Raw genomic sequence first — 12,278 nt, forward strand, 5'->3', positions numbered from 1 at the left:
TTATTGTAAATTTACTATCTTTAATGTCACTGGACAACACAAGGAGTTTAGAAAAGGGATTTAAATTGAGGAATTTTGTTGTTTAAAAGTAAATCGTCAATTCCTTTTCCGTCTTTTTCATTCCAAATTACCATGTTTACATGATATCCTTCTTTTTTTAATTCTTTCGTACACTCCATAAGAATAGTCTTAACTTGGATATTACTAACCACGTCAGCATCAAAACATAAATTTATTTCCTCTACCCCCATTTCTTTCATAATGGGAAGGGCTAGTCTCCAAGCATTTACTCCAGGAAGTGCTAAAAAGGTATCTCCATGGGCTTCTATTTTTTCCGGTTTAAGCACCTTTCCTATTAAGTCACTAGCGATATCGGTTTTTAATGGACCCTCAGAGAGCCATATTTTTTTTGCTTTTAACGTTTTCCCTGTTTCCCAATGAGAGAATTTTTTTAAAGGTACAGAAACATGCACTGGAGCGGGATCACCAGAACCAGTACCTTTAGGTTTGTTAGCTGAACTAAGCCAATAATAGCGGTTTCCTTTTTTTAAAGTTACCCAACCAAGAATATCGTTTAAAGCTCCTGTATTCTTATTATATTGAATTGTAATAGGCTTATTTAATTCAAACTCTTGTTCAAGTATAATTTCCCCTTCATAATGCACTTGAACGATATTAGGCTGTTTAATAACCCTCGCACGAAGTCCGTGTTTACGATCCTGTACCTTCACATCATTTGGTGGGTTATCTATTCTATATTGAAAACCTACAATTTGTTTCTTATAATTCCGGAAGGGAATCAAAATACCATTCATACTGGTTAAAGACCAAAATTTCCCGTACTTCCCTTCTTCCTCATAAAAACCTGGAACTCCTTTGAAGTTGTCAAGTCCATAATCCTGTTGCATTTGTTTTACAATAGACCACGGCTTTTCAGGAAAGGAGCGGTACTCCCTTTCGTCAATCTGTTCATCGGTAAGTCTTCTTTTGTGGGAAGTTAGATGCTCATAATGATCAGTATCTAAATCCAAATAACTTAACATCGCAGTGTACACATTATGGAGTGTTAAGTCACCTTTCTTCTTTTCCCCTTGATGTGACTCTACTAAGTTATCATTAATCTTTTTTCTCTTCTTATCACCTTTCAAAAAGTGAAGATAAGAGGGAAGACTAGAATTCTTGCTGAAGTACCGGTCACTTTCTATTCGGATACATGCAATAGCATTACCATCCTTGTGTTGCATACACCCCCCAGCATGACCACATATAGGACATGCAATTCGGCTAAACTCATACCACCCAGGAATACGCGTTCTTCGCATACCTCTACTCAATTATAAACATCCTTTCTTAACGTTTTTTTCAACTCACCCTAAATGCAATCTATAAATCTGTTGCGATCAGTAGGAGGCATGACAGTTACTACCAGAAACTTATATCTACCTTCTTCGGAAACAACAATAACAATAGGATTGCCACTGGTATCTTTACCTTCTACAACATAAGTGAAGCAGCTCTTCCTCAGCTCATAATTAAAGCCATATTGCACTTCTACTATTTCACCAGTCATTACTCCACTAACCATATCCCCTTTTGTATAACCTCTTTTATTCATTCTCCTCTTTGTATGGGAACCTAAGCGGATATAACCAACATTCACCATAAGCACTTTCTTAAGATCTTTTAGTTTAATCTCATTCACCCTTCTCACCTCCATTCAAAAAAAGCGGTCTCTGGAAGTAGATTTTTTGCACACTTAGAGTGCATTCTACCAGTCCAAAGACCGCTCTAGTTTAATCATTTACCCGCTAACCTATTTATAGGTTGCAAAAAAAGAGAATAAAAGCATTAATTGATTAAACTATACCATTAGTATTCCCCTCTAATCAATAGTTTGGTAAATCAATGGGCTGAATTAGAAAGTATTTTTGAAAATATCTTAGAAAGTAATGTAGGTGTTCGCTTCCTCATTTCATAGTGTTGTTTTAGTTCTTGGTAAAGTTTTTCGTATGATTCTTCTAATTGCTCGTACACTGCTTTTTTCTCGATAAGAGGTTTTTTATCGAATTTGTTTAAATACATCTCTTTTCCGATATCAGGAATTTTAGCAATAACGTTATAGTCAATTTCCTTTGGTTTTTTTCTTTCCTTGGTTTTTGGATAATGCTTATTAAATACTAATTTTGTCTCTACATTATGTTCCTTTAGAATAGATTGAAACTCCGAGTAATTTTCAACCACTTGTTCATAAGTGCCATCTGTAACAATCCAAAGCTCATCTAAATATTCTAAGGTCTTTAACGTTTCTGGGGACATTTCCCCTGCAGGTAAATCAACCAACAGAAAATCAAACCTCTTCCCTATCCTCATGTATCTCTTAAGATGGTATTCATCCCAGGTATATTTGTCATATTCCCATTCATCTAAAGGTAGCCAATTCACTCCCTTGTATGGCCATACTGATTTTTTTGGGTGAATGGTTTTATCTTCTAAGACAGCTAAAAAGGATCTCCAATTTTCGGGCATAGAGTTATACCGTTTTAATACCTCCCTCATAGAGGGATAACGTGTTATATCTTCAAAAACAGCTATACGGATATTGTATTTAGCCATATATATAGCAAAATTCATAACCAAGGATGTAACTCCCATTCGATGTAAAGGTGACCAAAACCCAACGGTTCGATTGGTACCCCATGGAGCTTCATCAAATACTTCTATAAAATCCATATCCCTTTCATAATCTTTAATAACCTTACTGTCTCTCTCGATTTGCTCCGTTACATTTTTATCAATTTCAGGCCATGGTTCTTTTACATCTACCGGGCTAGAGTTATTTACTTCGTTGCCTTCTGCCTCTTCTATTGATGGTTGTGCTTCATTAATTTTTTTATTTTTAGTTGTGTTATTCTTTTTGGTTTCTTTTATATCAGTTTTTGTTTCCTCATCCTTATCTTTAGTGTCCGCTACTTCTTTTTCACTCTTATCTTTGGCTTTATTTTTGTCGGACGAAGGTTGTTCTGTTGATGGTTTCCTATGTATATTGGATCTTCTTACTTCCGGATTTGTCAGGCGTAAAGCATGTAGCCATTTATTTAATCCTTGGAGATCTGTACAAGTGGAAATGAGGTTATCCCCTTTCGCTGTTTTATCTTGATATTTCGAACTGATGTAACATACCTCACCATGTTTTACTTTATCCTTAATGTCTTTTAATTCTGGAACAAATCCCTCATCCACTATAATAAGAAAGTAATCCTCTTTTAATGTGTTATCCAGTTCTTCAATAGTGTTAATTTCACTTAGAGTCATGGATTCATCATGCTTCAGCTTGTTGTTAATCTCTTCTAAATAGGTTTTATCCGAAATTGCTAAAAAGATCTGTTGCATCCTTTTCTTTCACCTTCTCTTGCACCAAGTAATGGTTTATTCGGGCTCTTAACTTATCACTAAAAGGTTGTTTATAATTCTCTACCTGTCCTATATAGCTTTCAGAATAGCCTAATTCCATTGCGAGTTGGTATTGAGTTTTTCCTAACCTCTTGCGGAGAATAATTAATCTTTCATGATCGTCTTCTATTTCGTTTATTTCTTCAAATTGAGTTATCACTATGCAAAACCACCTTGCTATTTTTTATATAGAAAAATAAAAAACCGCCAACAATCCCATAATAAGTGGGCTGTTAGCGGTTATCGCTTAATATAATTTATTTGTGAATTCGTTTTTATTAGTATAGCACAACTCTATCTTTAAAAAAAAGACTTGAATCTTTACCTGGTCCTAAAAATAAATGATTGAGCATTTTATATTAATCATATATACTATTATTATATTCATTTCATTTTAAGTTTTTTGCAACCTTCTATGAGGTTAGCGGGTTATTTATTAAACAATTAGGAGCCTTTGAGGTTCATGGATATTATAGATGCCATACGTGCGTCTGTAATACATGAAACTTCAAAGGCTTTTTTGCGTTTAAAAGACTTTGGATGGGTGAATATAAAAAACTTTTTGAAAGGGTGTTTATATTGGGTGAAGAAAATTGTATGAACATGGAGGAAATACAAAGGAGATTGGCTGAACCGTTTCCACCTGAAGACATTGAATGGCGTGTTACTAGGGGCTTTCAATCCAACAACAAAGTATATGCCTGGGTTGTTCCTTATGTTGAGAGTCGTGCCATTATGAACCGTCTGGACACTGTTTTAGGAATTGCTAATTGGGAAGATGAATACCAAACGCTTCATAATGGAGTTATATGTGGTATTCGGATTTGGTTTTCTGATAGTAAGTCTCGAATTAAGTGGGATGGTGCTGATTTAACCAATGTCGAAGCAACAAAAGGCGGATTGAGTAGTGCTTTAAAAAGAGCAGCTGTTCAATGGGGAATCGGAAGGTACTTGTATAACCTTCAAGAAGAATGTGTTGAAATCTTCCAGGATACACGTAAAGGGAATAACTTCTATCAAGATAAGAAGAAGAATATTAGAGGTTCCTGGAATGATCCAAAACTTCCAGATTGGGCCTTGCCTGAAGGTTTTAAAGGAAAACAGGGAAATACCAAGAGAGGGAATCCAAACCAAAGTCAACAAGGGCAACAGCAATCAAATGGTCAACCGGATAGGAATCAACTTCTTACTTTTATAAATCGTTTCGAGTATCAAGTTGGTTTAAGTGATAAACCTGATTACATTGTTCGTATATTCAATAAAGCGAACAACTCTAGTATTCAAAATCCGGCTGATATTAAACAGAAAGCTTCTATGGGTCAACTAAGCAATTATTATAATGCTTTGAAACCTGTTAGAGATATCTGTGCTGCTGCTCAAAAAAGCCAAATTAGTATTGATGAGATTGTAAATTATGCACAAATCGTTAAGACAAATATGAAGGTTGATAATTTAATGAGCCTTTTCTTCAATCTTAACGGAGAGGAAGTTAAAAAGATTATACAAATTGCTAGGCAGGAATTTCTTAATCGAAATAACCAACATTCCGCTTAGCATAGAGAGTTAGCACAAAGGAAGGGTTTATCTCCCCTCTTTTGTGCTTTCTTTATTTTGAAAGTAAAAATATAAAACTTTTGGGAGGAATTTTGAATGAAATTTGATGTCAAAAAAGCAGTATTGGTAGAGGGTCTTACTAAAGTATCGAAGGTTATTGCTGCAAAATCAACTTTACCTATTTTACAAGGGATATTGATGGAAGTTACTGAACAAGAGATTAAATTAACCGGTTCTGACACTAACGAAACGATTAGTCATTGTATTCCAGTAGATGGTGAAAACGTAAAGGTTTATGAAACAGGTAAAACTGTTCTCCAAAAACAAGTTGTCGATATCGTGAAAAAGTCACGAAAAGAGATAACTTTTACTTTGGATGGATTTACAACTACTATCCGGTCTGGAAAAGGTGAATTCGATCTTAATGGGTTAGATCCGGAAGAATACCCAAAGTTTCCAAAAGTTGATTTGGAAAAACCCACTCTTGTTTTTAATGGAAATCAGTTTAAAGACTTTATAAAAAAGACTGCATTTGCAGCTAGTGACAAAGATACTCGACCAGTATTAAAGGGTGTTTTTTGCGATATTCAAGGTGATTGTATAAAGTTAGTCGCTACAGATAGTCATAGACTTTCGCGAGTAACGCATAAAACATCAAATTCAGCGGATATACAACTGGTAGTGCCTGCAAAGTCTTTGGAAAATGCTATTAAGCTATTTGATTTGGATTATGAGGTTGAGGTGTTTGCCGATAATGGACAACTGCTTGCTTTTCGTAATGGTCCTACCATTTACTTAACCAGATTAATTGAGGGCAACTATCCAGAGACATCCAGATTAATACCCAGCGACTTTAAAGCGAACATGAGGATTAATAGAAAAGAGTTTCTCAGTGGATTAGAACAGATTTATGATATTGCGAATGCTTCAGATGGCAATACAAAAGGAACAGCTAAACTCCATGTTAACGGGGAAGCATGCTTATCCAGCCATCAAGCACAAACAGGTAAAGGTAGGATTGATATTCCTTATGAGTCTCTAGAAGGTGAAGATGGATTTACCATATCTTTTGCGGTTAAATACGCCATCGACTCGTTAAAGGCTCTGGAGTGTGAGGAAGTGGACTTTAAGTATACCGATAGTATGCGTCCATTCTTACTTTCCCCATCGTCTGATACTTCTGATTTAGAGGAAGTACAGCTAATATTACCTGTTCGCACTATTGAATCTTGAGGGAGTGTTATTACGCTCCCCTTCTAATCAAGGAGATGAAGAAATGGACTTTGATATTTCTAAGTTTGAGAGGATGATCAAAAAACATCAAAAGAAAGCTGTAGAAACCGAAGTTGAAACCGGTAAGGTTAATGTTGTCCGAAATGTTTGGAATCATGATTTCATTGAGGATATCGATTTTGACAGTTTTTCTTATCATGATGTGATTTATTGCCTAGAAGCTATGGAATGTATCGCACTAGCTCCAATAGATGAAGGAGAAGAAGTGTTTATAGTAGATCCACATAACCCTTTTATTATCTACAACCGTGTGGAGCACGCTATTTTCGACCTATTCCATGCTAAAAATAAAATCTATTCAACTGATGAAGAAGAAATATTCATCTGATAGAGGAGGAATTTAAAGTGGAGATTGATATTTACGAAAAAACGTCTTTAGAACACTCTATCTCCAATCTGGCCATGCTAAAAACATTTCATGACGTAGGTGTAAACGTAAAACAATTCGCTGTAAAGACATTCATGGTTGATATTAATTATCAAATGGATGTTTCCTTAGATATTTTTCATCAAGGAGCAAAGCAATTGTTTAGAGATGTGGAATGGTATGACACGGATATTGAGTATGAAGACTCTTATAGAGAACTTTTCGAGAATGAAGGCGCTCCAGAATACACACTAATTATGAAAGACCCGATTTTGGAGAAGGTTCTTAACAGTAAACTTGGAGAGCAATTTAATGAATTTGTAGATAGAGTTTCTCATCAAGACAACTATACAGAAGCTACCTTTGATGTATTACCAGCAAACAATGGTATAGCATCTCTTGTATGGTTCCCTGGAATGCTGCATGAATTAGCTTCCTCTTTAGTCGAGGTGAAGAAAAAGGCTATCGAGTTAATTAATAAATTGGAGAGTGAACCAGATGGAATTCCTAATCAGGATAACAGACAGATTGCGTAGTTTTACAGACCTTGTTGATATTACGCAAAAGCAAGCAAACGGTGTAATTTTGGGTGAATATAAAATGTCTTTAAGCGATTTTATTAAGTCGCTATCTAGTTCTTCCACTGATGGAGTTAGACATGAGACACCTATATTACCGAATAATTGTATAAAGCTCGTATCTACTATAAGAGGATACGAGGTCTTGATTGAATTACCAAAGAGAAAAATACCAGTGGAATATCGCAAAAAGCAAGTAACTATTGGTTTCCCTCGTATGATTTTCAAGTACAGTATTGTAGGTGAATCAATTCGTAGCTTAAAAATTGTTGCGGTGAAAGATAGCGGGAGAATTAATGAAAATACAGGAGTATTTTATTTCCCTTATTCTAATGTTCATCATTCTTCAGGAGAGGTTTGCATGGGTACTAATCAGTTTCCGAAGATAGATTGTCTGTCTCAACTGGATTCTGTGCATTACCTATTCTTTGCTGCTCCCTTCGGAGATGATTATGGAACTATGTCACTGGCTGGAGCGGGATTAAGTGAGTTATTTAATAAATTTATAGATAGAGAGTTTGATGATGATTTGCTCATACCAATGAACTCAACTGTAAAAGAGTTTTTCAATCTGAATGCAGAATAAATTAAATTTCTAGCACAGTGGTAAATAGTCAAGAGTAAAATCATAAAGATTTGGAAATTATTTTTACTCTATATCGTCTTAACCATAAAAAAGGGTACACCAAAGAAACCTTACAACATTTTCCGAAAAATGGATGTAAGAATATCATCGGATGAAAGGTGAGTATCGTTTAAGACCCTCTCCTTTCGGGTGAAATATATAATTGATTGGTTTTTAGTAGCGAAAAAACCAATCGTACTAATTTTCTTGCGGTTAAGACGAGAGCTCTTTTATGTTGATGCTTGGTTACTTCTTGATATTTCTTTTGGTAAAACGATTTATAGTCACTGTCGCTTCTACGAATGGAATCTGCAGCTTGAACCAAATAATAGCGTAAATATTTGTTCCCTGTTTTCATGCGACTGGTTTCTTCTGCTTCATATTCGCCAGATTGATATTGATTCCATACGAGCCCTGCATATTTAGCTAAGGCATGATGGTCTTTGAAACGCTTGATATCGCCTATTTCGGCAATTAGACCAGCTGCATAAACGTCTCCAATTCCTTTAACGGAAGTTAACGTTTGTGGGATCCCTTTCATGAGCTTGGCTATCTCTTTATCTAAGCGTTTGATCTGGCTCTCCATGTGCTGGATGGTGCTGATAATAACCGTCATCGATAGATTGACTGGATCTTGTAACGTTTTATTTAACCGATAAGAAGAGCGGGCGACTTTTTGTAAGTAACTGGCCACTTCTTCGGGATTTTGAAATCGATTTTTCCCTTTCTCTTGGATGAAATCGACTAATTCCTGTAGGGACATCTTCGTAATCGTTTCAGGTTCCAATTCTTGAATCACCGCGAGACTAGTCGCTCCAAAGGTATTGGAAAAAGGATTGTCTTGACGCATGCCACTAAACTTTATGAATAATTGATTTAAAAAGTACGTTTTATTTCGTGCAATTTCTTTCGCTAAATGAAACCGAGTTCTGGTAAGACGCTGCAACGCTTCATAGTGAATGGCATCTTTCATTTCATTAGGCAGTCGTCCGAATCGCAGGTGGTCAGCGATCACCCAGGCATCTATTCGGTCATTTTTAGGCAAGGTATCGTAGCCTTTTTTGAAGCGAGCGACTTTACGTGCATTGAGCACATAAATGGATGTTGATATATTTTCTTTCTCTGAAGAAAGTTGTTCTTTTAAATAATGTGCGACATGCCAACCGTAATTACTCGTAGCTTCTAAACCTATCTTTAATTGACGTATTTGATTTTTTTCCGCCGTTTCTTTCATTTTTTGAATCAGGGTATCGGCCCCGTGTTCATCATTTGAAACGGAAAAATCAGTAATTGAAGTACCATCTTCTTTCATGAAATGGACATGATGAGACTTCATACTCACGTCTAAACCGACAAGCAATTGAGACATAGCCATCACCTCCTATGGTGGTATCTAATAATCAAAACTTTTTCAGACCTGGGTGCCCATCGGAATCATCGATGTCTGCCTCGTTATTAGCACTCGATTCAGAAAAAGACCATTTATCGCTACATTCCTTATTCTGAACGGCGCATCCAGTGGTTAGACCTTTCGTGATGAACGACGGGTAGCAGGCTAAATAAGCAGTCCAATATGGCCGCAAGGAGGAGAAGCAATCTCCTAAAAAAGTTCTGTCCCAATCATTGTCCTATGGGCAGGTCTGAAAGTCTATTAAAAAAAAGAAAACTATTAAAAAATGACGGAGTATTGAAATGGGGCTTCCCCCATCCTCCGCCATTCCACCTATTTTATTTTTGGGTATCTTTAATAAGCAGTATGAGAAAACTCATCTGCGATCTTAATTAAGGAACAATCTATACAACATGTTTGTCACGCTTCCCCATTCACGGGTGAAGCAAAAACAAAAACTTATGTGAATGAGGAAGCTATGACTTTCTCATTACCTATAAACCAAAAACATTTCGCGAAATGCGAAGAGGGCCTTCAAGGGGATCCGGATCCAACTGGAAATTCCTCTAAGATGAGCTCTTAAACATATTATACGAGGAGGAGAAAAATGAATAATAATGTAGAACAAACAAATATTTTTTCACTATTCGGGATTGAGGACGAGTACGCCGAAAAGAAAAAGCGCGAGGAACAGGAACGATTAGAAAAGCAAGCAGAAGCAGCCAAGCAAGCGGAAGAATTGAAAAAGAAATCTGGTTCTTCCTCGTCAACTAAAAGTAGCTCAGCTGGTGATACGTTTGAAATAAATGATCAGACTACTATTTACTTCTACACCGAAGTTATTTCGGTAACGGATTACTTCACTCTAGAAGAATTGACAAACGGATTGGCTAAGAAAAATAAGGAAACTGGAGAAAAGGAATTTAGAAAAATTAAGGAGAACGACCTTAAAAATCGCTTGAAAAAGGATTATCCAGTATTGGAAACAGGAGCACAACTTGTTTACATCAAGAAAAAGAATGTTGTTTCTGTTATCCTTCAAGCAAAGAAGAAAGGTCTTTCTGTAAATGATGAAAGTAAAGAGTCCCATACGGGCCCTTTACTTTCTTTTCATAAGATTCCTTTTAATATTCTCCGTGAGTTTATATCTATCTCTAAATATTATTCTGATGAATATAGCACAGAATTTCATGCAGATATTTATTTTGACCTGGATACTCAAGAGTTTTTCATGGATATACCTAAACAGACGGTACATCATCTTTGGGTAGAAGTTACGGAAGATCCAATAGATACTGCTTTAAAAACATTGGAAAAAAGATGTGTGAAATGTATGGAAATACACTCTCACCATCAAATGAGTCCATCTCCGTCTCTCCAGGATGATGAAAGTGAAAGAGCCCCTATTTTGTATGCAATAGTGGGTAGACTTGATAAGTTTTTTCCAGAAATCACGGTGAGGACCTTTAATATAGAAAGTGGTTTGCATATCAAATTAAACCCTTGGTCTATATTTGAGAATCCGTTTTCTATAATGGATACTCAACATGACCTTCACGTTGTGGAGGTTGTGTGATGAGTAATCATATAGACTTATTAAAACCGGATTTTGGGACCACGCGAAAGCAATTATACCCCTTCATTATCCAAATAGGAGTTGGCGGAACTGGTGGACCCCTGGTTCAACATATTGCGCAGATGCTCTCTATTTTTAAACAAAGGGGACATTATTTAATTGCTGATCCTGATTTAGTTGAGGCCAAAAATTTAAAAAATCAACTCTTTGTCGAAAGAGATATTGGGCAAAAGAAAGCGGATGTATTAGCTAGACGTTATCGAGCAGCTTATAATATTGGGATTAGTAGTTTCTCTGAATCTTATATTGAAGATGTATCTTCACTTAAGGGGCTGTTCAATACCGATTATCAACAAATCGGATATTCAAGAGAAGTATTATACTTACCTGTTATTATAGGATGTGTAGATAATAACTATTCCCGTCAGATTTTTCACCAATTCTTTGAAGAGGCGGGACGTGTCTTATATATTGATGTAGGAAACGAAAGTGTTAATGTTCCTAATGATTTCCCTAACCGCCCTATGAAAGACTGGGAAGATAAAGAAAAAGAGGCATACCAAAATAGCGGATGGAGTGGCCAAATTGTTTGTGGTTTAAAACTCAATGGAGAGACTTTACTTTCTCCTACAGGAGAAGTGTTCCCGGACATTTTGGAAGATAAGGATGAGATAGCTCCCTCTCAAATTGCTTGCTCTGAATTGGTGGCTAGTGACCCACAGCGGTTATTAACTAATCGTATGGCAGCAATGGGAGTATCTACATACTTAAACCAGTTGTTTGAAAATGGAACCATTTCCAATCACATTACATTCTTCCACGCTAAAAAAGGTTATATGAAAAGTCAACCAGTTTAATAGTAAAAAAGAGCTTCTAATATAATTAGAGGCTCTTTTTTTACTATCCATTTAAGAAGTTGTTTAGAATGTTGAACCATCCCAATATGGACATCCATAAAGGGATACTTAATAGTAAAGCATTTAACAACCCGACACTAAATCGTCCTTCATTGTATATCATAATTATATCATCCTTAACCTACATCATTAATGGAATAGTCATTTGCTCCTTTAAAATATACGGCTTTATCGAACGCTTGACCAATGTAAGTATTGAAATTAGGTTTCTCTCTATACTCTTCTTCCGTATTCACAACAGCCATGTAAGGTTTGCCTTCTAAGCTATCAATTATACTCGGAATTTCTACATAGCTTTTGTAAGGTCTGAATTCAATAGATGGGTTTGTAATAAGGTTTTTATTAATAAACTCGATATCTTTTTCAAATTCTATCAGCGTCCTATTTTCAATCACATTCATCGACAATAAGATTTTCATAACTTGAGATGTTCCAGCATTTACATTACCTAAAAAGATTACCCTATTATTTAAGTTAATAGCTTTTAACAACTCTTCATACATGGTATTACCGCCTTCATTTATTGAT

General features: G+C 35.9%; 13 protein-coding genes. 7 read left to right on the forward strand and 6 right to left on the reverse strand.

What is annotated here, in order from left to right:
- Positions 1-47 precede the first annotated feature (47 nt).
- The 4 genes from NC797_RS07110 to NC797_RS07125 form a co-directional block, all read right to left on the reverse strand.
- Positions 48-1,334: a DUF3854 domain-containing protein gene (locus NC797_RS07110; protein ID WP_272436080.1), complete on the reverse strand. Its 1,287-nt coding sequence runs from the start codon at positions 1,332-1,334 to the stop codon at positions 48-50.
- A 38-nt stretch (positions 1,335-1,372) separates the two neighbouring features.
- Positions 1,373-1,702, reverse strand: a complete 330-nt coding sequence (locus NC797_RS07115) for a DUF4258 domain-containing protein (protein ID WP_272436081.1) — start codon at positions 1,700-1,702, stop codon at positions 1,373-1,375.
- A 200-nt stretch (positions 1,703-1,902) separates the two neighbouring features.
- Positions 1,903-3,390 carry a hypothetical protein gene (locus tag NC797_RS07120; protein WP_272436082.1) on the reverse strand — a complete coding sequence of 496 codons (1,488 nt, stop codon included), beginning with the start codon at positions 3,388-3,390 and terminating at the stop codon, positions 1,903-1,905.
- Complete coding sequence (locus NC797_RS07125) at positions 3,359-3,610, reverse strand: helix-turn-helix transcriptional regulator (protein ID WP_272436083.1); 252 nt, start codon at positions 3,608-3,610, stop codon at positions 3,359-3,361. Before NC797_RS07125 ends, NC797_RS07120 begins: the two co-directional genes overlap by 32 nt.
- Before the next feature lie 419 nt (positions 3,611-4,029).
- Between NC797_RS07125 and NC797_RS07130 the strand changes: the two genes are divergently transcribed.
- From NC797_RS07130 to NC797_RS07150, 5 genes are all read left to right on the forward strand, one after another.
- A complete protein-coding gene (locus NC797_RS07130; protein WP_272436084.1) occupies positions 4,030-5,004 on the forward strand; it encodes a Rad52/Rad22 family DNA repair protein in 975 nt (324 codons plus the stop codon).
- Between the two features lie 96 nt (positions 5,005-5,100).
- Positions 5,101-6,237 carry a DNA polymerase III subunit beta gene (dnaN, locus tag NC797_RS07135; protein WP_272436085.1) on the forward strand — a complete coding sequence of 379 codons (1,137 nt, stop codon included), beginning with the start codon at positions 5,101-5,103 and terminating at the stop codon, positions 6,235-6,237.
- A 43-nt stretch (positions 6,238-6,280) separates the two neighbouring features.
- Positions 6,281-6,625: a hypothetical protein gene (locus NC797_RS07140; RefSeq protein WP_272436086.1), complete on the forward strand. Its 345-nt coding sequence runs from the start codon at positions 6,281-6,283 to the stop codon at positions 6,623-6,625.
- A gap of 17 nt (positions 6,626-6,642) precedes the next feature.
- Entirely contained in the window at positions 6,643-7,200 is a 558-nt protein-coding gene (locus tag NC797_RS07145; RefSeq protein WP_272436087.1) for a hypothetical protein, read from the forward strand.
- On the forward strand, positions 7,193-7,828 hold the full coding sequence (locus NC797_RS07150) for a hypothetical protein (protein ID WP_272436088.1): 636 nt from the start codon (positions 7,193-7,195) through the stop codon (positions 7,826-7,828). The genes NC797_RS07145 and NC797_RS07150 overlap by 8 nt, the downstream gene beginning before the upstream one ends.
- A 169-nt stretch (positions 7,829-7,997) precedes the next feature.
- Here the strand turns inward: NC797_RS07150 and NC797_RS07155 are convergent, their stop codons facing one another.
- The gene (locus NC797_RS07155; RefSeq protein WP_272436089.1) at positions 7,998-9,236 is read right to left on the reverse strand and encodes an IS110 family RNA-guided transposase; all 1,239 of its coding nucleotides are present in this window, start codon (positions 9,234-9,236) and stop codon (positions 7,998-8,000) included.
- A 628-nt stretch (positions 9,237-9,864) separates the two neighbouring features.
- Here NC797_RS07155 and NC797_RS07160 point away from each other — a divergent pair.
- Together NC797_RS07160 and NC797_RS07165 are read left to right on the forward strand one after the other, a co-directional pair.
- Positions 9,865-10,833, forward strand: coding sequence for a hypothetical protein (locus NC797_RS07160; RefSeq protein WP_272436090.1), 969 nt, complete (start codon positions 9,865-9,867; stop codon positions 10,831-10,833).
- On the forward strand, positions 10,833-11,690 hold the full coding sequence (locus NC797_RS07165; RefSeq protein WP_272436091.1) for a ThiF family adenylyltransferase: 858 nt from the start codon (positions 10,833-10,835) through the stop codon (positions 11,688-11,690). Before NC797_RS07160 ends, NC797_RS07165 begins: the two co-directional genes overlap by 1 nt.
- 176 nt (positions 11,691-11,866) lie before the next feature.
- On the opposite strand, the gene NC797_RS07170 is transcribed toward NC797_RS07165, so the two are convergent.
- On the reverse strand, positions 11,867-12,253 hold the full coding sequence (locus tag NC797_RS07170; RefSeq protein ID WP_272436092.1) for a hypothetical protein: 387 nt from the start codon (positions 12,251-12,253) through the stop codon (positions 11,867-11,869).
- Between the last annotated feature and the right edge of the window lie 25 nt (positions 12,254-12,278).

Origin of the sequence: Terrihalobacillus insolitus (assembly GCF_028416575.1) — a bacterium.
Classification (GTDB): domain Bacteria; phylum Bacillota; class Bacilli; order Bacillales; family Amphibacillaceae; genus Terrihalobacillus; species Terrihalobacillus insolitus.

Excerpts from the sequence above, each read along its gene's own strand:
- dnaN (WP_272436085.1), top strand. The coding sequence starts at position 5,101 with ATGAAATTTGATGTCAAAAAAGCAGTATTGGTAGAGGGTCTTACTAAA.
- NC797_RS07160 (WP_272436090.1), top strand. The coding sequence starts at position 9,865 with ATGAATAATAATGTAGAACAAACAAATATTTTTTCACTATTCGGGATT.
- NC797_RS07140 (WP_272436086.1), top strand. The coding sequence starts at position 6,281 with ATGGACTTTGATATTTCTAAGTTTGAGAGGATGATCAAAAAACATCAA.
- NC797_RS07155 (WP_272436089.1), bottom strand. The coding sequence starts at position 9,236 with ATGTCTCAATTGCTTGTCGGTTTAGACGTGAGTATGAAGTCTCATCAT.
- NC797_RS07165 (WP_272436091.1), top strand. The coding sequence starts at position 10,833 with ATGAGTAATCATATAGACTTATTAAAACCGGATTTTGGGACCACGCGA.
- NC797_RS07170 (WP_272436092.1), bottom strand. The coding sequence starts at position 12,253 with ATGTATGAAGAGTTGTTAAAAGCTATTAACTTAAATAATAGGGTAATC.
- NC797_RS07120 (WP_272436082.1), bottom strand. The coding sequence starts at position 3,390 with ATGCAACAGATCTTTTTAGCAATTTCGGATAAAACCTATTTAGAAGAG.